This is a genomic window from Janibacter sp. Y6 (assembly GCF_040900765.1).
Taxonomy (GTDB): Bacteria; Actinomycetota; Actinomycetes; order Actinomycetales; family Dermatophilaceae; genus Marihabitans; species Marihabitans melonis.
The window spans coordinates 82,259-99,919 of sequence record NZ_JAKLYZ010000007.1 but is presented as its reverse complement, the minus strand read 5'-3'; the positions used below and the strand labels follow the sequence as shown (position 1 = coordinate 99,919).

Here is a 17,661-nt window from a genome sequence, read left to right as displayed (position 1 = left end):
ACGCCGCCATAGTGTCCTGCCACCACCAATTCCGCCGCCGAGCCACCAGGCTCGGTGTCACCCGCGCCCCACGATCTACGGAGATTTGCAATGCGTACTGGCGATCAGGTCGTCCAAGACCTCCCCTGGAGATGGGATGTCCAGGGGAAGATCTTCCTCATCGGCGGCCTCGGTTACCTCTTCGACGCCTGGGACGTCGCGCTCAACGGCTTCCTGACCCCGCTCGTCGGCCTTGAGTTCGACCTCTCCCCCGGTGAGCGCGGGTACGTCGCGACGGCCAACCTCATCGGCATGGCCGTCGGGGCCATCACGTGGGGCAGCATCGCCGACCGGCTCGGGCGCAAGCGGGCCTTCAGCATCACGCTGGTGATCTTCGCGCTCTTCTCGGTGCTCGGCGCCTTCTCGCCGACGTACAGCGTCTTCCTGCTCTTCCGCTTCCTCGCCGGCTTCGGTCTCGGCGGGTGCATCCCCGTCGACTACGCGATCGTCGGCGAGTTCTCGCCGAGGGCCGTGCGCGGCAAGGTCCTCACCGCCCTCGACCTCTTCTGGCCGATCGGCGCGACCCTCGCGGGCCTGTCCGCGTGGGCCCTGCTCGAGGTCGAGCACAACTGGCGGGTCATGCTCGGCATCATGGTGCTGCCCGCCCTGCTCACCTTCTGGGTGCGCCGCGGCATCCCCGAGTCGCCGATCTACCTCGCGAAGGTCGGCCGAGAGGCCGAGGCACGGGAGATCATCGACCGGCTCGTCGTCGAGACCGGGGCCACGCCCGAGCCCTACGAGATCAAGCCGCCTGTGGTCCAGGCGAGGGTCAGCGGCGTCGTCGCCGCGTCGCGCCAGCTGCGCACCATCTGGGGTCAGCTGCCGATGATCACCTTCATGGCCTGGATGCTCTTCGTGAGCATCATGGTCGTCTACTACGCCGCCCTCAGCTGGCTGCCCACCCTGCTGCGCGACGCCGGGGCGACCTTCACCGTCGCCTTCCTCGGCTCGACGATCATGAGCGCGATCGGCATCTCCGGCTGCGCGCTGTCGGCGGTCCTCGTCGACATCACCGGCCGCAAATGGCTGCTCGGCGTCAGCGCGACGCTCGGCTCGGTCGCCCTCGTCGGCATCGGCTGCACGATCGACGTGCCGGGCGCCGCGCTCATCGCGATCGGCATCTTCGGCTTCGTCATCCAGGTCGCGATCCCGGTGCTCTACGCCTACATCGCCGAGATCTACCCCACCGAGGTCCGCGCGAGCGGCTTCGCCTGGGCGTCGTCGATGAGCCGCATCGCGACCGGCCTCGCACCGATCGTCTTCAGCGCCTGGGCCTTCCCGACGCTGGGTCTGGTCAACACCTTCCTCGTCCTCATGGGCGCCGTCTTCGTGGCCGTCGCGGTCATGGCGAAGTTCGGCCCCGAGACCAAGGGGATGGAGCTCGACGCCGTCGTCGAGGACGTCGACACCGCCGTCCCGGCACCCGCGCGCGCCGGCGCGCTCGACTGATCTCGCTGTCCCCAGCAGCTGGCCCGTGGAGCCCGCACCCGTGAGCTACCACCGCGCATCGAGCGTGCGTGACGCCGTCGCGCTGCTGACGAGCCTCGGCGAGGAGGCCGAGGTCGCCGGCGCCAGTCGCTCGGCCCGATGACGAGGTCGAGGCGGCGAACCCGCACGCGTCCGTGCACGTCGTCCCGCAGGCCGGTCACATGGTCTTCTGGGACAATGCGCAGGGGGCCGACCAGGTCCTGTCGGAGGCGCTCGACGCCGTCGACGGCGCGTGACGAGAGGGACCGGGTGAGCAGGGGCAGCACCGACGTACGACGGGCGCAGACGCCCGGCCGGCTGGGCGACGCCCCCGGTTTCGTCATCCGCAAGCTCTACCAGAGCTACACCGCGGCGTGGTCGCGCATGGTCGACACCGGCCTCACCGGGCCGCAGTTCGCCGTGCTCGCGGTGCTCGACGAGCACGACGGGTCCGACCAGGCGTCGGTGGGCTCGGCGGCGGCTCTCGACGCCTCGACGATGGTCGACGTCGCCCGTCGCCTCGAGCGCCGCTCGCTCATCGTGCGCACCCGCTCGCCGATCGACGCCCGGCGCAAGGTCGTGCAGATCACCGCGCTCGGCGAGGCCGAGCTCGCGCGCAGCCGGGAGTGCATCACGCCCCTCGACGAGGCCCTCTTCGCCCACGCGCCCCGGCGCAAGGAGGAGATCATGGCCGAGCTCAACGCCCTGAGCGTGCGCTGGGCCGAGCTCGCCGCCGAGCTCGACGCCGCGGAGAGCTGAGGCCGCTCCCCCTTCGCCGAGGTCCTCCCCCTTCGCCGAGGTATGGCGATCGGTCGGCGACCCCCGGGGGATCCCGACCGATCTCCATACCTCGCGGGAGCGCGAAGGGGGCGAGGGGCGGGAGCGCGAAGGGGTCAGATCGGGGGGAGGTCGGCGCAGGCCGCGGCGTGGGCGCTCGCGAGCGCCTCGAGATCGGCGCGGTAGTCGGCGATGCGGCAGCCGCGGCCGTTGGGCCCCACGGCGATCCCCTCGTCGGCCCACCGCTCGAAGGCTGCCACCCGCAGGTGCGGGACGTGCTCGCCGGAGGCGTTGACGACCCGCCACCACGCGACATCGCTGCCGTACGTGCTCATCACCCGGCCGACGAGCCGCGGGCCGCGCCCGACGAGCTCGCCGAGGTCTCCGTAGCTGACGACCCGGCCCGGCGGGACGAGCTCGACGGCGCGCAGGACGCGCTCGGCGACGACGTCGTCCACCCCGGGGCTACTTCTCGGTGATGGTGATCGAGTCGATCGTGTGCTCCTCGCCCGGGGAGCCGTCGGGGCTGCCGTCCTCCTCGATCTCGCGGACGGTCTCCATGCCGCTCGTGACCTTGCCGAAGAGCGAGTAGTCCGGCGGCAGCGCGACACCGGAGTCGCCGGTGACGACGAAGAACTGCGAGCCGTTGGTGTCCGGGCCGGCGTTGGCCATCGCGAGCGAGCCGATCTCGTACTCGCCGGCCGCCGGCAGCTCGTCCTCGAACTCGTAGCCCGGGCCGCCGTTACCCTGCCCGGTCGGGTCGCCGCCCTGGATCATGAAACCGGGGATGACGCGGTGGAAGGGCACGCCGTCGTAGTAGCCGTACCGCGAGAGCACGACGAAGTTGTTGACGGTCTTCGGCGCCTTCTTCGCGTCGAGCGCGAAGGTGACGTCGCCGACGTCGGTCGTCACCACCGCGGTGTAGGTCTTCGACTCGTCGATGCACATCGGCGGCGCCTGCTCGAAGGTCTGCACCGGCGTCTCGACCCCCTCGGCAGGCGGGCACTCGACCGCCGCCCCGCTCTGGCTCACCCCGGTCGGGTTCTCCGGCTCGTCGGAGCCGCACGAGGCGAGCGCGAGGGCGAGGGCGGGCACGGCGAGCAGGGCGAGGGGGGCGCGCATGCCGGTGAGTCTACGAAGCGCTCCCCGCCCTTGCCGCCCCACGACGCGGAGGTGAGGATGACGCCCATGAGCGCGAGCACGAGTGCCGGCATCCACTTCCCCGCGGTCGGTGACGAGCGGCCGACGACGGCGACGACCCGGGGGATCCTCGCCGACTCCGTCGCCGGGGTCGACGCCGCGCTCGCCCGGCGCATCGAGGCGACGCCGGACTGGCGCAAGGGATACCTCACGCACGTGCACGACATCACCGCGGCCTCGGCCGCCTCGTCGCTCGCGGCCCGCCAGATCGCGCGCGACGGCCTGGCCTCGATGCGCCGCCGTCTCGTCCTCGTCGGCGAGGACGGGTGCGAGACCCCGCTCGAGGACGTCGACCTCGGCACCTCGACCGACGGGACCGGGCACGAAGGGGTGAGCCTGACCCCCTTCGCCACCGAGTCGGTCACCGGCACCGGCGAGGCGGTCCGCGAGCTGCGGGTGCCGCTGCGCGGACGTGACCTGAGCGGCACCGCGCTCCTCGCGCAGGTGGAGCGCTGGGTCGAGGAGGGGGTCGTCGAGCCGAGCGTCGGCGACGCCGTGCGCGAGGTCGTCGCGCACCCCGAGTGGCTCACGCTGCCGGGTCGGCGGGTGCTCCTCGTCGGCGCGGGTGCCGAGATGGGCCCGCTCGAGCCGCTGCTGTCGTGGGGGGTCGAGGTGCACGCGATCGACCTGCCGCGCTCGAGGGCCTGGCGCTACAAGCGCGGTCTCGCGGCGGGTCTGGCCGGCACCCTGCGCTTCCCCGTCGACGAGCACGGCGACGCGGGTGCCGACGTCGTGCACCAGCCCCTCGAGGTGCTCGACTGGGTCCGTCGGGCGCGCGGCGACGACCCCTTCGTCGTCGGGATGCACGCCTACGCCGACAGCGGGGTCCACGTGCGGGTGAGCGCGGCGAGCGACCTGCTCATGACCGCGCTGCTCGAGCAGGAGCCGCAGACCGCGCTCGCCTGGCTCGCGACACCGACCGACACCTTCGTCGTCCCGCCCGAGGTTGTCGCCGACGCGCGGCGCCGGTGGGACGCCCGCGGTCTCGCGCTGCGCGGGGTGCAGGCCCCGGCCCGGGCGCTCGCCCGCGGGGCGCTCTTCGCGCCGGCGTACGCGGGCTCGTCCGACGGCGAGCCGGGCATCGCCGACGTCCTCGTGCCCCAGCAGGGCCCGAACTACGCCGTCGCGAAGAGGCTGCAGCGCTGGCGCGGGGTCGCGGCCGAGGCGGGCGGGCACCGGGTGTCCTTCAACGTCGCGCCCGCGACGTGGACCCGCTCGGTGGTGAAGAACCCCGTGCTCGGCGCGGCGTACGCGGGCGCGCACCGCTTCGGGATCGAGGTCTTCGAGCCCGAGACCGTCCGGCCGCTCATGGCAGCGCTCCTCGTCCACGACCTCATGGCGCCGCAGGTGGTGCGGGCCCACCCCGAGGAGCTCTTCTCCGACGGCGCCGCCCACGGCGGGCTGTGGCGCGTGGGCTACGAGCCACGCTCGGCCCTCGGGGTGGCCGCGGCGGCCGGGCTGCCGTCACGGCTGCGGGCGAAGGTGGGCCGGGGCGGGTCGGGCCGCGGGTGAAGGTCGTCGACCCTCAGGGACGCACGTGGCGGGTCTCCCGGCGGTGGGTGCCGTGGCGCCGTCGGACCCGCGTCATGGGTCCCGAGGTCCCGTCGAGCACCGGCCTCGGTGACGACCCCATCAGCATGATCATCGGTCTGGTCCTGCTCGTGCTCTTCATCCCCGTCCTGATCACCGCGCTGCTCGTCGCGGTCGAGCTGCTCCTCCTGCTGCTCCTCGTCCCCTTCGTCGTCCTCGGTCGCGTGCTGCTCGGGCGGCAGTGGCGCGTCGAGGTGCGCGAGGGCTGGACCCCCGTGTGGGACACCGAGGCCGGCGACTGGGCACGCAGCGGGCGCGCGATCAGCGAGATCGCGCAGGTGCTGCAGCAGGGACGGGCCCCGTGGCCGAGCCCGCCGCCTCAGCCGCCGACGACGGTGCCGACGAGATAGGTCAGACCCATCCCGAGCAGACCGACGACGACGTTGCGGGCGATCGGGCGGGCACGCCCGCTGCCGCCGAGCGTCGCGCTGGTCAGGCCGGTGAGGACGAGGGCGAGGACGACCGCGCCGAGCGTGAGCAGCACCCGGTGCGCCACCGGCGAGAGCACCATGACGAGCAGCGGCACGAGGGCGCCGAGGCTGAAGGCGGCCGCCGACGCCCCGGCCGCCTGCCACGGGTTGGCTCGCACGTCGGGGCTGATGCCGAGCTCGGACTCGGCGTGAGCGGCGAGCGCGTCGCGCTCGGTGAGCGCGACGGCCACCTCGTGGGCGACGTCGGCGGGGATCCCCTTGCGCTCGTAGATCCCGGCGAGCTGACGCAGCTCGCCCTCGGGGTCCTCGGCGATCTCCTGCGCCTCGTGCCGCAGCTCGGCGATCTCGGTGTCGCGCTGGCTGCTCACCGACACGTACTCGCCCCCGGCCATCGACAGCGCCCCCGCGACGAGGCCCGCGGTGCCGGCGACGAGCAGCGCGCTCGTGTCGGTCGTCGCCCCGGCGACACCCATGACGAGACCGGCCGTGGAGATGATGCCGTCGTTCGCGCCGAGGACGCCCGCCCGCAGCCAGTTGAGCTTCGCCGACAGGGCGCCGGCCTGCTCGTCGGCGGGGATCGGGGGCAGGGACTCAGGGGTCCTGGACTGGGCATCGCTCATGACCCTGATCTACTCCCACCCGTCCTGCTCTGCAAGGACGCCTGGCCTCACTCAGCAGGCCCCCACACCCGCCCCACAGCAGGCGCACAGGGCCGCGGCCTGGACTGTCATCCGACAGCGCAGCCCGGTCCAGGGCCCACCCGAGACGACGGAGGACGACATGAGCGACAGGCGTACGTACGAGGGCCGCGAGCTGCCCAGGCAGGACGAGGAGCTCGTCGACCAGGGGCTGCAGTTCGACCTCGGCACGCTGCTGGGTCGCCGCCGGGTGCTGACCTTCCTCGGCGCGAGCGGGGTGCTCGGGCTGACGGCCTGCGCGGGCGGCACCGACAGCACGAGCTCGAGCAGCACGAGCGGGGCGGCGAGCAGCAGCACGACCTCGGGCAGCAGCGCGTCGAGCACGAGCTCGGGCGCCCTCGCCGAGATCCCCGACGAGACCGCGGGCCCCTACCCCGGTGACGGGAGCAACGGCCCCGACGTCCTCGCCGAGTCCGGCGTCGTGCACCAGGACATCCGCTCGAGCTTCGGCTCCTCGACGACGACGGCCGAGGGGGTCCCGATGACCCTCACCCTCTCCCTCAAGGACCTCGCCGGGGGCGGCACCCCCTTCGCCGGGGTGGCCGTCTACGTCTGGCACTGCGACCGCGAGGGCCGCTACTCGATGTACACCGAGGGCGCCGAGGACGAGAACTACCTGCGCGGGGTGCAGGTGGCCGACGACAGCGGGCGCGTGAGCTTCACGAGCATCTTCCCCGCGTGCTACTCGGGGCGGTGGCCGCACATCCACTTCGAGGTCTACCCCGACGAGGCGAGCATCACCGACGCGGGCAACGCGATCGCGACCTCGCAGGTGGCCCTGCCCAAGGACGCGTGCGACGCCGTCTACGCGACCTCGGGGTACGAGGACTCGGTGGGCAACCTCGGCCGGCTGAGCCTGACCTCGGACAACGTCTTCGGCGACGACGGCGGGACGAGCCAGCTCGCGGACGTCACCGGCGACGTGACGAAGGGGTACGAGGTCACCCTGACCGTCGGCGTCGACACGGCGACCGAGCCGACGGGCGGCGGCATGGGTGGTGGCATGGGGGGCGCCCCCGGCGGGGGCCCGGCGGGCGGCTGAGCCCCCGGCCCTCAGGGGTGGTGCTCGACGCGGCCGGCGTCCGGGCCGACGAGCCGGGTGACGGTGCGGGCCTGCGGGTCCCACCACGTGAGGCCGGCGAGGACGACCGCCCCGGGCGGCTCCTCCTCGACGACGGCGAGCGCCCGCTGCAGGTCCTTGAGCGCCAGTCTCGCGACGAGGGTGACGTGCGGCGCCCACGGCTCGTCGGCCCGCGGGTCCTGGGCGGCGCGGCGCACCCCGTCGACGACGGTGCGCAGCTCGTCGGGCACGACGACGGGCAGGTGGAGCACGAGCGCGCGGCCGGCGAAGGTCGCCGGCTCGCCGAGCTCGACGGGCACCGGCAGCAGCGGCTCGACCGCGGAGCCTGCCTGCGCGGCGAGGTCCGCGCTCATCTTCGCCGCGGCCGCGAGGGTGACGTGCGGGCGGTTGCTCGTGCTCGCGTGGCCGTGCGGCGAGGCCAGGCCCGCGGCGTGCAGCCGCTGCCAGCACCCCCGCACGACCGCGTCGCCCACCGGGTCGAGGGTCAGGTCGAGGGAGTGCCGTGCCACACCCCCAGCATCCCCCTCCCGCCCCCGACGAGGTGCTGCTGGGTCCCCCTTCGCCCCTCCCCCTTCGTCCCTCCTCCTACAAAACCCTGCTGGCTGGGTCTTGATGTGCCAGGACCCTCTCGAAGGGGTCCGCGCACGTCAAAAGGCTGCCAGCAGGGTTTTGTAGCCCCGCGGCTGAGAGACCCTGCGGGCTGGCTACCCGGGGACCCGGGGACGAAGGGTGAGCCCGTCGGGTGGTCGTGCGTGCACGGACGTAAGGTCGGCTGGTGATGACGAGAGGCAGGCCGGGGCCGGCCGGGACGAGCCTGGTGCTGCTCGTCGCGACCGCGCTCGTCGCGCTCAACCTGCGCCCCGGCGCGTCGACCGTCGGCCCGGTGCTCGACGAGATCCGCGACGGCCTGGGCATGAGCGGGGGTGCGGCCGGGGCCCTCACCGGGCTGCCGGGTCTGTGCTTCGGCGTCGGCGGCGCGCTCGCCGTCGGGCTGGGCCGCCGGGTCGGCGCCGCCGGGGGCATCGCGATCGGCCTTCTGCTCGCCGCCGTCGGGCTCCTCCTGCGGCCGCTCGTCGACGCACCCGCAGCCTTCCTCGTGCTCTCGGCGGGCGCCCTGCTCGGCATGGCCGTCGGCAACGTCCTCGTCCCCGCGTGGGTGAAGTCCCACCGCGGCCACGAGGTCCGTCTCATGACCCTCTACGGCACCGGCCTCATCGTCGGAGGCGCGATCGGCTCGCTCCTCGCGGCCCCCGCCGCGGCCGCCGGCGGCTGGCGCACCGGGCTCGGGGTGTGGGGCGTCGGCGCCGCCGTCGCGGTCCCCCTGTGGTGGTGGCTCTCGCGCACCGAGCGCCGACGGGTCGTCGTCGGCACGGACGTCGACGCCCCGCCGAGCGCGCACGTCGTGCGCTCCCCCACCGCCCTGGCGATGACCGTGCTCTTCGGGCTGCAGTCGATGCACGCCTACATCCAGATGGGCTGGCTGCCCCAGATCTACCGCGACGCCGGTCTCAGCGCCGCGACTGCTGGCTCGATGCAGGCCCTGCTCGCCGCGGTGACGATCATCGGCGGGCTGACGATGCCCGGCGTCATCGCCCGCGGCCGCGGGCTGCGCCCGATGATCGTCGTGCTCGGGCTGCTCCTCGTCCTCGGCTACGGCGGCCTCATCGGCGCCCCGGCGACCACGCCGTGGGCGTGGGCGGTCGCGCTCGGGCTGTCCGGCTTCGCCTTCCCGCTCGTCATCGCCCTCATCACGGCGCGCACGCGCTCGCCGCTCGTCACGGCCCGGGTCTCCGGCTTCGTCCAGCCGGTCGGCTACCTGCTCGCCGGCGCGGGCCCGCTGCTCGTCGGGGTCCTCCACGACGCGACCGGTGGCTGGACCGTCGTGCTGTGGGTCCTCACCGCCACCGCCGTCCCCTTCGTGTGGGCCGGTCTGCGGGCCGTGCGCGCGGCGAGCGTCGACGACGAGCTCACGGACCACGCACGCGACGGCGTGCGTGTCTAGGCTGGTCAGATGAGCCAGGCCACGCCGGAGCAGCTCGAGGCCGCGATCCGCGAGCTCCTCGGGGCGCGCTCGGTGGAGGCGACCATCTGCCCGAGCGAGGCCGCCCGGCAGGTCGGCGGCGACGACTGGCGCGACCTCATGCAGCCGGCCCGCGACGTCGTCGCCCGGCTCGCCGACGCCGGTGAGGTCGAGGCGACCCAGGGCGGCGAGGTCGTCGACGCGCGCACCGCCCGCGGCCCGATCCGCGTACGCACCTCACGAGCCGCGCGATGAGCGAGCCCGACGAGCACTTCTTCGTCGTCGACGGCCGCCGCTGGCGCCGCGAGGACCCCCACCTGCCGAGCGAGGTCGCCGAGGAGCTGCGCTCGCACCTCGGGCGCGCCCGCTCCGCCATCGGGCGGGCCGGCCGCGAGGGCACCGACCCCGCGCCGTACCGCGCCCGGGTGAGCGCCGCGAAGCACGGGCTCGGCGAGCGCGGCACCCCGTGGTGGGAGCAGGACGACGACGCGCGTCGGCAGCGCTACGAGCAGGCCCTGCAGACCCTGCGCACGGACGACGACCCGACCTGATCCGACCACCCGGCTGCGCCCCCTTCGCACCGGTCGCGCTCGGTACGGTCGGGCGATGAGCACCCTGAGCACCGCGATCCGCGCGACCCACCTCGTCACCAACGCCGCGTGGTTCGGCGGCTCTCTCTTCGGCGCGGTCGGGCTCAACCCCGCCGCCCGTCGCGCCGGCAGCACCCGTGAGCAGGTCGACGTGTCCGGCGAGGGGTGGGAGCGCTGGGGTCCCGTGCAGGGCGCGGCGATCGGGCTGCACCTGCTGAGCGGTCTGGGCATCCTCGCCGACAACAAGAACCGCACGATGCGCCACCGCCCCACCCGCGAGGCCGTCGTCGTCAAGACCGTCCTCACCGGGGCCGCGCTGGCGAGCACCGCGGGCGCCTACGTCTTCGGCGAGCGGCTCGGCCAGCTGCGCGGCAGCGACACCGACGCGAAGGGGGAGATCGCCGCCACCCCGAGCGGTCGGCAGGAGCAGGCGCGCACCGCCGAGCGACAGCTCGCCTGGCTCCAGTGGGCGACGCCCGCGGCGACCGGCGCGCTCCTCGTGCTCGACGCCTATCTCGGCGAGCAGCAGCGCGGTCTGGCCGGCCTGCTCGACCGGCGGCGCTGAGGCGCGGCGATGAGGTCGCAGACCCGCGAGTACCGCACCGGCGGCGACGAGGTCGTCCTCGACATCACGGCCGACTGCGAGCGCTTCGTCGAGGGCGACGGGCTGCTCCATGTCTTCGTCCCGCACGCGACGGCCGGCATCGCGATCATCGAGACCGGCGCCGGCAGCGACGACGACCTGCTCGCCGCGCTGCGCGACCTGCTGCCCGCCGACGAGAGGTGGCAGCACGCGCACGGCAGCCGTGGGCACGGTCGCTCGCACGTCATGCCGGCGATCATCCCGCCGTACGCGAGCGTGCCCGTGCTCGACGGGCGGCTCGCGCTCGGGACATGGCAGTCGATCTGCCTCGTCGACCTCAACGTCGACAACGCCGTGCGCACGGTGCGGCTGAGCCAGCTCGAGGGCTGACCCCCCGGTCGCCGCGACGACGACCGGTCAGGTGGAGCCGTCGTGCCCGCGGAGCAGGTCGGCGAAGCTCGCCGACGGGGTGAGCCCGAAGGCCTTCGGGCGGGCGTCGCGCGTCGTCGGCGCGAAGCCCTCGACTGCCGTCGGCTCCGCGACGACGAGCGCCGCGAGCTCCCCGGCGGCGCGCTGGATGCGTCGCTGCAGGTCCGACCCGCCCTCGCCCCCGCCGAAGTCGTCGGTCGCCGCGAAGACGCCGGTCGGCACGACGACCGCGCGCAGGTAGGCGAAGAGCGGGCGCATCGCGTGCTCGAGGACGAGCGAGTGCCGTGGGGTGCCCGCGGTCGCGGCGAGCAGGACCGGCATCCCGTCGAGGGCCTTGGGGTCAAGCAGGTCGACGAAGGTCTTGAAGAGGCCGGAGTAGCTCGCGGCGAAGACCGGGGTCACCGCGACGAGCCCGTCGGCCGCGGCGACCTGAGCCTGGGCGGCGACGACACCGGGCGTCGGGCGGTTGCCCGACACCATCGTCTGCGCCATCTCGACGGCCAGCTCGCGCAGCTCGATCGTCTCGACCTCGACGCTCTCGCCCCGGCCGCCGACGGCCGCTCGCACGGCGTCGGCGACCTGGTCGGCGAGCAGCCGGGTGCTCGAGGGCTGGGAGAGACCGGCGGTGAGGACGACGACGCGGCGGCTCATCGGGCGACCGCCTCGGCCTGCGCCTGCTCGCGCGCACGCTCCTGCTCGGCCCGGGCGACGGGGCTGCTGATGACCTGGCGGTGCGGGCTGCCGGGACCGGCCGCGACGAGCGAGGCATGGGTGGGCGGGTCGCTCGGCACGTGCGCCGGACGACGGCGCTCGAACTCGGCGCGCAGCGTCGGCACGACCTCGGTGCCGAGCATCTCGACCTGCTCGAGGACCATCGGCAGCGGCAGCCCCGCGTGGTCCATGAGGAAGAGCTGGCGCTGGTAGTCGCCCACGTGGTCGGCGAAGCCGAGGGTGCGCTCGATGACCATCTCCGGGGTGCCGACGGTGAGCGGGGTCTGCCGGGTGAAGTCCTCGAGGCTCGGGCCGTGCCCGTAGACGGGGGCGTTGTCGAAGTAGGGCCGGAAGACGCGCTTGGCCTCGGCCTCCGTGGCAGCCATGAAGGCCTGCCCGCCGAGCCCGACGACCGCCTGGTCGGCGGCGCCGTGCCCGTAGTGCTCGAAGCGCCGGCGGTAGAGGTCGACCATCTGCGCGGTGTGCCCGAGGTCCCAGAAGATGTTGTTGTGGAAGAAGCCGTCGCCGTAGAAGGCGGCCTGCTCGGCGATCTCGGTCGAGCGGATCGACCCGTGCCAGACGAAGGGGGCGACCTCGTCGAGCGGGAAGGGCGTCGAGGTGTAGCCCTGCAACGGCGTGCGGTAGCGGCCCTGCCAGCTGACGTCGCGCTCGCGCCACAGCAGGCGCAGCAGGTGGTAGCTCTCGATCGCGAGCGGGATGCCGTCGCGGATGTCCTTGCCGAACCACGGGTACACCGGGCCGGTGTTGCCGCGACCCATCATGAGGTCGACGCGACCCCCGCTGAGGTGCTGCAGCATCGCGTAGTCCTCGGCGATCTTCACCGGGTCGTTCGTCGTGATGAGCGTCGTCGCGGTCGAGAGCTTGAGGCGCTCGGTCCTCGCGGCGATCCAGCCGAGCATCGTCGTCGGCGAGGAGGGCACGAAGGGAGGGTTGTGGTGCTCGCCGGTCGCGAAGACGTCGAGACCGACCTCCTCCGCCTTGAGCGCGATCTGGAGCATCGCGTCGATGCGCTCGGCCTCGCTCGGGGCGGTGCCGGTCGTGGGGTCGGTCGTGACGTCGCCGACGGAGAAGATGCCGAACTGCATGATGCGCTTCCTTTGATTGACGTTTCAACCATAGCAACGACGCCCCCGGCTTGGCCATTCCCTCCGGCGCGGCGCCTCGGGGGTCGGGCCCCTACCCCGGGAGGACGGCGCCGGGGTTCATCAGGCCGGCGGGGTCGAGGGCAAACTTCACCGCGCGCATGAGGTCGAGCTCGACCTTGGACGTGCGCTGCTGGTGCGCGCCGACCTTCGTGCGCCCCAGACCGTGCTCGGCGCTGATCGACCCGCCGCGCGCGGTCACCTCGTCGTAGACCGCCGCCGTCAGCTCGGGCGCGGCGGCGCGCAGCGCGTCCTCCTGCCCGACGGGCGCGGTGAGGTTGTGGTGGAGGTTGCCGTCGCCGACGTGCCCGTAGGTGACGAGACGGACCCCGGGCAGGACCGCGTCGAGCCTCGGCGCGAGCGCGGCCACGGCATCGGCGAGACCGGCGATCGGGAGGGTGACGTCGTGCTTGACCGACGGCCCCTCGACCCGCTGGGCCTCGGACACCCCGTCGCGCAGGACCCACAGCGCGGCGCGCTGCGCGGACCCTGTCGCGACGACTGCGTCCGCGACGAGACCCTCCTCGACGGCCGCGCCGAGCGCGCCCTCGAGCTGCGCGTCGAGCGCGCCCTGGTCGACCCCCGCGAGCTCGACGAGCCCGTACCAGGGGTGCACCTGGGCGAAGGGGTCCCGCGCGCCGGGCACGTGGGCGAGGACGAGGTCGAGGGCCTGGCGCCCGACGAGCTCCCACGTCGTGAGGCTCTCCGCGGCGTGCTCGCGCAGCCGACCGAGCAGGGCGACGGCCGACCCGACGTCGGGCAGCGCGACAAGTGCCGTCGCCCGCCGTGGGGTGGCCGGCAGCAGACGCAGCACGGCCGCCGTGACGACCCCGAGCGTGCCCTCGGCCCCGACGAAGAGCTGGGTGAGGTCGTAGCCGGTGTTGTCCTTGCGCAGCGCGCGGAGCCCGTGCCACACGCGGCCGTCGGGCAGGACCACCTCGAGGCCGAGCACGAGCTCACGGGTCATGCCGTAGCGCAGCACCGCGGTGCCGCCGGCATTCGTCGAGACGATGCCCCCGACGGTCGCCGAGCCCTCGGAGCCGAGCGAGACGGGGAAGAGCCGACCCACCCCCTTCGCCGCCTCCTGCAGGTCGGCGAGGACGACACCGGCCTCGACGGTCACCGTGTCCGAGACGGGGTCGACGTCGCGGATACGACGCATCCGGGTGAGCGAGAGGACGACCGAGGGGCCGTCGTGCCGCGGTGTCGCCCCGCCGTTGAGCCCGGTGTGCCCGCCCTGGGGCACGACGGCGACGCCCTCGGCCGTGCACAGCCGCACGACCTCGGCCACCTCGGCGGTGCTCGCCGGCCGCGCGACCGCGAGCGCCGAGCCGCCGACCGTGCCGGTCCAGTCGCGCAGGTAGGGCTCGAGGTCGTCGCCGTCGGCGAGCAGCCCCCGGTTGCCCAGCACCTCGCGCAGCTCCGCGACGAGCCCCGCGCTCACGAGTCCCCCCGGAGCCGGACGTGCTGCGGGCCGAACGAGGCCACGTCGGGCACCCCGAGCAGGCACATCGTGCGCTCGAGCTCGGAGCGCAGGATCTCGAGCACCGCGTCGACCCCACGACGGCCGCCGAGCATGAGGCCGTAGAGATACGGCCGGCCGACGAGCACGCCGCGAGCGCCCATCGCGAGCGCCGCCGCGGCGTCACCGCCGGAGCGGACCCCGGAGTCGACGTAGACCTCGGTGCGGTCGCCGAGCGCGTCGACGACCGCCGGCAGCAGCTCGAGCGGCACGGGCGCCCGGTCGAGCTGGCGCCCGCCGTGGTTGGAGAGCACGACGGCGTCGGCACCGGCGTCGACGGCGACGCGTGCGTCCTGCGTCGTGAGCACGCCCTTGACGACCACCGGCAGGCCGGAGCGCTCCTTGACCCAGGCGACGTCCTCGGGGCGGATCGCCTGCTCTCGCAGCGCGTTCGACACCCCCCACCGCGCGTGCTCGGACCCCTCGGGGAAGGTCGCGAAGCGCAGCGGCTCGCTCGTCAGGATGCCGCCGACCCACCCCGGGTGACGGGCCAGCCCCGCGAGCGTGCGCGGGGTCAGCTCGGGCGAGATGGCGAAGCCGTTGCGCTTGTCCTTGCGCTTCATGCCCGTGACGACCGTGTCGACGGTGAGCATGACCGCCTCGTACCCGTGCTCGCGGGCCTGCTCGAGGTGCGCCAGGCTCACCCCGCGGTCGCGCATGAGGTAGAGCTGGTACCAGTTGCGCCCGCCTGGCGCCGCGGCCGCCAGATCGGGGATCGAGGTCGTCGCGTACGTCGACAGCGTGTAGGGCACCCCCGCGTCGGCGGCCGCCGCGGCCACCGCGCACTCCCCCGTGTGGTGACTGAGCCGGGTGTACCCGGTCGGCGCGAGGACGAAGGGGGAGGCCGCGGGCCGACCGAGCATCGTCGTCGTGAGATCGGGGGTCGCGACCGCGCCGAAGACCGTGGGCCGCAGCTCGACGCGCTCGAAGGCCGCCCTGTTGCGCGCCATCGCGATCTCGGCGTCGGAGCCGGAGTGCACGTAGTCCCACACCGCGCCCGGCACCCGCCGCCGGGCCATCGCCTCGACGTCGTCGATGCTCACCGCCCGGGCGAGACGCCGCGACACCGCGTCGGCGGCGGGCCGTCGTAGGTGGAGGAAGGGCTCGACGTCGGCCCATCGGGGCACGCGTCGGGCCGGGCGCGGAGTGAGGGCAGCGGACATGGTCGACCTCTCGTCAGGTGCGGGGACGGGGGTGCGTCATCCGAGGACCGCGGCGACGACGAGCGCCACCGGCAGGGCGGCGACGGTGGTCACGAGGATGGTCTCGCGGGCGACGTCCTGCCCGACGCGGTAGCGCGTCGCGTGCAGGAAGATGTTCTGCGCGCTCGGCAGCGCGGCGGTGAGGACGACGCCGAGCAGCGCCGGGCCCTCGAGACCCAGCGCGGAGGCGACCGCCCACGCGACGACGGGCATGACGGCGAGCTTGAGACCCGAGGCCAGGGCGACCTCGGCCGTGTGACCGGAGCGGCCGACCGGGGGCGAGAGCCGCAGCGCGGCGCCGTAGCTGAGGAGCATGAGCGGGATGGCCGCGCCGCCGAGCAGCGACAGCGGCGCCTCGACGACCTCGGGCAGCGGCCAGCCCGCGATCGCGATGACCGAGCCGATGACGGCGGCGACGGTCAGCGGGTTCGTCGCGACCCGGCGCAGCGCGGCGGCAGCGCCCGCGGCCCCGCCGCGGAGCCGGTCGAGCACGACGAGGGCGATCGGCTGCACGACGAGCAGCTGGAGGAGCAGGGTGGGCACGACGACGCCGACGTCGCCGACGACGAAGGCGGCGATGGCGATGCCGAGGTTGCCGGCGTTGACGTAGCCGGAGACGAGCGAGCCGATGACGACCTCGCCCGCCGGCCGGCGCCAGGCCAGCCGTGCGACGAGCGCGTAGAGCACGAGGTTGACGGCGAGGGCGCTCGCCGACGCGACGACGTTGACCCCCGCCCCGACGAGGTCGATCCGCGAGACGGTGACGACGAGCAGCGCCGGCATCGCCGCGAAGAACGCGACCTCGCCGAGCGTGACGATCATCCGGTCGTCGACGACCCCGACGTGCGCCAGCCCGGCGCCCACGGCGATGACGAAGAGGATCGTCGCGAATCCCACGATCACGGGTGGACCTCCCTTCGACGGTCTGGACAACTCATCATACAACCTCCATACTCATCGCATGAGTTGGCGGGTCGTCTCATGCCCGCCGTCCGCCCCGCCCCACACAACCACCCGGAGGACCCCCATGGCCGACGCGATCCGCTCCCTGACCCTGTCGCACGTCGTGCTCCCGCTCGAGACGCCCGTGAGCGATGCGAAGGTCCTCACCGGCCGGCAGAAGCCGCTCACCGAGACCGTCCTGCTCTTCGTCGAGGTGACGACCGAGCAGGGCCACCGCGGCATGGGCTTCAGCTACTCCAAGCGCGCCGGCGGTCCGGCGCAGTACGCCCACCTACGCGAGGTCGCCGAGGTCGCCATCGGGCAGGACCCGGCCGACATCGACCGCATCTACCAGTCCCTCATGTGGGCCGGGGCCTCCGTCGGCCGCTCCGGCGTCGCGACCCAGGCCGTCGCCGCCCTCGACGTCGCGCTGTGGGACCTCAAGGCCCGGCGCGCCGACCTGCCCCTGGCCAAGCTCCTCGGCGCCTACCGCGACTCGTGCCGCGTCTACAACACCTCCGGCGGCTTCCTCCAGGCCTCCGTCGAGGAGATCAAGGAGAAGGCGAGCGCCTCGCTCGAGGCCGGCATCGGCGGCATCAAGATCAAGGTCGGCCAGCCCGACTGGCGCGAGGACCTGCGTCGCGTCGCCGCCCTGCGCGAGCACCTCGGCGACACCCCCTTCATGGTCGACGCGAACCAGCAGTGGGACCGCGACCGCGCCCGCCGCATGTGCCGCGAGCTCGAGGCCTTCGACCTCGTGTGGATCGAGGAGCCGCTCGACGCGTGGGACGCCGTCGGCCACGCCGACCTCTCGCGCACCTTTGACACCCCCATCGCCACCGGCGAGATGCTCACCTCCGTGCCCGAGCACATGGCGCTGATCGACGCCGGCTACCGCGGCATCGTCCAGCCCGACGCCCCGCGCATCGGCGGCATCACGCCCTTCCTGCGCTTCGCGACCCTCGCCTCGCACGCCGGGCTCGCCCTCGCGCCGCACTACGCGATGGAGATCCACCTCCACCTCGCCGCGGCCTACCCGACCGAACCGTGGGTCGAGCACTTCGAGTGGCTCAACCCGCTCTTCGAGGAGCGCATCGAGATCCGCGACGGCCAGATGTGGGTACCGGACCGCCCGGGCCTGGGCTTCACCCTCAGCGAGCGGATGCGCCAGCTGACGAAGGACACCGTCACCATCGGTGCCGCGTGAGCGACGGCG

General features: G+C 73.9%; 20 protein-coding genes. 11 read left to right on the top strand and 9 right to left on the bottom strand.

From position 1 onward, the window contains the following. The first annotated feature begins 90 nt into the window (after nt 1–90). Nucleotides 91–1,488, top strand: coding sequence for an MFS transporter (locus L6241_RS15040; protein WP_368246921.1), 1,398 nt, complete (start codon nt 91–93; stop codon nt 1,486–1,488). 288 nt (nt 1,489–1,776) lie between these two features. Next, nucleotides 1,777–2,265, top strand: a complete 489-nt coding sequence (locus L6241_RS15035; RefSeq protein ID WP_368246920.1) for a MarR family winged helix-turn-helix transcriptional regulator — start codon at nt 1,777–1,779, stop codon at nt 2,263–2,265. A gap of 134 nt (nt 2,266–2,399) precedes the next feature. Here the strand turns inward: L6241_RS15035 and L6241_RS15030 are convergent, their stop codons facing one another. Together L6241_RS15030 and L6241_RS15025 are read right to left on the bottom strand one after the other, a co-directional pair. Next, nucleotides 2,400–2,741, bottom strand: coding sequence for an MGMT family protein (locus tag L6241_RS15030; RefSeq protein WP_368246919.1), 342 nt, complete (start codon nt 2,739–2,741; stop codon nt 2,400–2,402). Between the two features lie 7 nt (nt 2,742–2,748). After that, nucleotides 2,749–3,405 (bottom strand): peptidylprolyl isomerase, encoded by a 657-nt coding sequence (locus L6241_RS15025; RefSeq protein WP_368246918.1) that lies wholly within the window; start codon nt 3,403–3,405, stop codon nt 2,749–2,751. Nucleotides 3,406–3,471: 66 nt separating this feature from the next. On the opposite strand from L6241_RS15025, the gene L6241_RS15020 reads away from it, so the two are divergent. Further along, entirely contained in the window at nt 3,472–4,995 is a 1,524-nt protein-coding gene (locus L6241_RS15020; RefSeq protein WP_229300140.1) for a hypothetical protein, read from the top strand. A 74-nt stretch (nt 4,996–5,069) separates the two neighbouring features. Beyond that, on the top strand, nt 5,070–5,423 hold the full coding sequence (locus tag L6241_RS15015) for a hypothetical protein (RefSeq protein ID WP_148041597.1): 354 nt from the start codon (nt 5,070–5,072) through the stop codon (nt 5,421–5,423). On the opposite strand, the gene L6241_RS15010 is transcribed toward L6241_RS15015, so the two are convergent. Continuing rightward, a complete protein-coding gene (locus L6241_RS15010) occupies nt 5,393–6,124 on the bottom strand; it encodes a VIT family protein (RefSeq protein ID WP_368246917.1) in 732 nt (243 codons plus the stop codon). The genes L6241_RS15015 and L6241_RS15010 overlap by 31 nt on opposite strands. Before the next feature lie 160 nt (nt 6,125–6,284). Here L6241_RS15010 and L6241_RS15005 point away from each other — a divergent pair, with 160 nt between their 5' ends. Beyond that, entirely contained in the window at nt 6,285–7,244 is a 960-nt protein-coding gene (locus L6241_RS15005; RefSeq protein WP_368246916.1) for an intradiol ring-cleavage dioxygenase, read from the top strand. A gap of 11 nt (nt 7,245–7,255) precedes the next feature. On the opposite strand, the gene L6241_RS15000 is transcribed toward L6241_RS15005, so the two are convergent. Next, nucleotides 7,256–7,792: a 2'-5' RNA ligase family protein gene (locus L6241_RS15000; protein WP_368246915.1), complete on the bottom strand. Its 537-nt coding sequence runs from the start codon at nt 7,790–7,792 to the stop codon at nt 7,256–7,258. A gap of 269 nt (nt 7,793–8,061) precedes the next feature. On the opposite strand from L6241_RS15000, the gene L6241_RS14995 reads away from it, so the two are divergent. From L6241_RS14995 to L6241_RS14975, 5 genes are read left to right on the top strand one after another with little or no spacing between them, the layout of a single operon-like run. Then, the gene (locus tag L6241_RS14995; protein ID WP_368246914.1) at nt 8,062–9,285 is read left to right on the top strand and encodes an MFS transporter; all 1,224 of its coding nucleotides are present in this window, start codon (nt 8,062–8,064) and stop codon (nt 9,283–9,285) included. Nucleotides 9,286–9,294: 9 nt separating this feature from the next. Next, entirely contained in the window at nt 9,295–9,558 is a 264-nt protein-coding gene (locus L6241_RS14990; RefSeq protein WP_123092663.1) for a DUF3253 domain-containing protein, read from the top strand. Further along, nucleotides 9,555–9,854: a hypothetical protein gene (locus L6241_RS14985; protein ID WP_123092664.1), complete on the top strand. Its 300-nt coding sequence runs from the start codon at nt 9,555–9,557 to the stop codon at nt 9,852–9,854. The genes L6241_RS14990 and L6241_RS14985 overlap by 4 nt, the downstream gene beginning before the upstream one ends. Before the next feature lie 55 nt (nt 9,855–9,909). Further along, a complete protein-coding gene (locus L6241_RS14980; RefSeq protein ID WP_368246913.1) occupies nt 9,910–10,458 on the top strand; it encodes a hypothetical protein in 549 nt (182 codons plus the stop codon). Between the two features lie 9 nt (nt 10,459–10,467). Beyond that, complete coding sequence (locus L6241_RS14975) at nt 10,468–10,866, top strand: YjbQ family protein (RefSeq protein ID WP_229300133.1); 399 nt, start codon at nt 10,468–10,470, stop codon at nt 10,864–10,866. 27 nt (nt 10,867–10,893) lie between these two features. Here the strand turns inward: L6241_RS14975 and L6241_RS14970 are convergent, their stop codons facing one another. The 5 genes from L6241_RS14970 to L6241_RS14950 form a co-directional block, all read right to left on the bottom strand. Beyond that, the gene (locus L6241_RS14970; RefSeq protein ID WP_368246912.1) at nt 10,894–11,556 is read right to left on the bottom strand and encodes an FMN reductase; all 663 of its coding nucleotides are present in this window, start codon (nt 11,554–11,556) and stop codon (nt 10,894–10,896) included. After that, a complete protein-coding gene (locus tag L6241_RS14965; RefSeq protein ID WP_368246910.1) occupies nt 11,553–12,722 on the bottom strand; it encodes an LLM class flavin-dependent oxidoreductase in 1,170 nt (389 codons plus the stop codon). The genes L6241_RS14970 and L6241_RS14965 overlap by 4 nt, the downstream gene beginning before the upstream one ends. Before the next feature lie 91 nt (nt 12,723–12,813). Next, nucleotides 12,814–14,223 carry an FAD-binding oxidoreductase gene (locus tag L6241_RS14960; RefSeq protein WP_368246909.1) on the bottom strand — a complete coding sequence of 470 codons (1,410 nt, stop codon included), beginning with the start codon at nt 14,221–14,223 and terminating at the stop codon, nt 12,814–12,816. After that, nucleotides 14,220–15,464: an alpha-hydroxy acid oxidase gene (locus tag L6241_RS14955; RefSeq protein WP_368246908.1), complete on the bottom strand. Its 1,245-nt coding sequence runs from the start codon at nt 15,462–15,464 to the stop codon at nt 14,220–14,222. The genes L6241_RS14960 and L6241_RS14955 overlap by 4 nt, the downstream gene beginning before the upstream one ends. A 36-nt stretch (nt 15,465–15,500) precedes the next feature. Continuing rightward, the gene (locus L6241_RS14950; protein ID WP_368246907.1) at nt 15,501–16,406 is read right to left on the bottom strand and encodes an AEC family transporter; all 906 of its coding nucleotides are present in this window, start codon (nt 16,404–16,406) and stop codon (nt 15,501–15,503) included. A gap of 124 nt (nt 16,407–16,530) precedes the next feature. On the opposite strand from L6241_RS14950, the gene L6241_RS14945 reads away from it, so the two are divergent. After that, nucleotides 16,531–17,652, top strand: a complete 1,122-nt coding sequence (locus L6241_RS14945; protein ID WP_229300126.1) for a mandelate racemase/muconate lactonizing enzyme family protein — start codon at nt 16,531–16,533, stop codon at nt 17,650–17,652. Nucleotides 17,653–17,661: the final 9 nt, after the last annotated feature.

Coding starts and splice junctions, on each gene's coding strand:
- L6241_RS15010 (WP_368246917.1), bottom strand. CDS start 6,124: ATGAGCGATGCCCAGTCCAGGACCCCTGAGTCCCTGCCCCCGATCCCC.
- L6241_RS15015 (WP_148041597.1), top strand. CDS start 5,070: ATGGGTCCCGAGGTCCCGTCGAGCACCGGCCTCGGTGACGACCCCATC.
- L6241_RS15040 (WP_368246921.1), top strand. CDS start 91: ATGCGTACTGGCGATCAGGTCGTCCAAGACCTCCCCTGGAGATGGGAT.
- L6241_RS14975 (WP_229300133.1), top strand. CDS start 10,468: ATGAGGTCGCAGACCCGCGAGTACCGCACCGGCGGCGACGAGGTCGTC.
- L6241_RS14970 (WP_368246912.1), bottom strand. CDS start 11,556: ATGAGCCGCCGCGTCGTCGTCCTCACCGCCGGTCTCTCCCAGCCCTCG.
- L6241_RS15020 (WP_229300140.1), top strand. CDS start 3,472: ATGAGCGCGAGCACGAGTGCCGGCATCCACTTCCCCGCGGTCGGTGAC.
- L6241_RS14955 (WP_368246908.1), bottom strand. CDS start 15,464: ATGTCCGCTGCCCTCACTCCGCGCCCGGCCCGACGCGTGCCCCGATGG.
- L6241_RS15025 (WP_368246918.1), bottom strand. CDS start 3,405: ATGCGCGCCCCCCTCGCCCTGCTCGCCGTGCCCGCCCTCGCCCTCGCG.
- L6241_RS14990 (WP_123092663.1), top strand. CDS start 9,295: ATGAGCCAGGCCACGCCGGAGCAGCTCGAGGCCGCGATCCGCGAGCTC.
- L6241_RS14980 (WP_368246913.1), top strand. CDS start 9,910: ATGAGCACCCTGAGCACCGCGATCCGCGCGACCCACCTCGTCACCAAC.
- L6241_RS15005 (WP_368246916.1), top strand. CDS start 6,285: ATGAGCGACAGGCGTACGTACGAGGGCCGCGAGCTGCCCAGGCAGGAC.
- L6241_RS14965 (WP_368246910.1), bottom strand. CDS start 12,722: ATGCAGTTCGGCATCTTCTCCGTCGGCGACGTCACGACCGACCCCACG.
- L6241_RS14945 (WP_229300126.1), top strand. CDS start 16,531: ATGGCCGACGCGATCCGCTCCCTGACCCTGTCGCACGTCGTGCTCCCG.
- L6241_RS14995 (WP_368246914.1), top strand. CDS start 8,062: ATGACGAGAGGCAGGCCGGGGCCGGCCGGGACGAGCCTGGTGCTGCTC.
- L6241_RS14985 (WP_123092664.1), top strand. CDS start 9,555: ATGAGCGAGCCCGACGAGCACTTCTTCGTCGTCGACGGCCGCCGCTGG.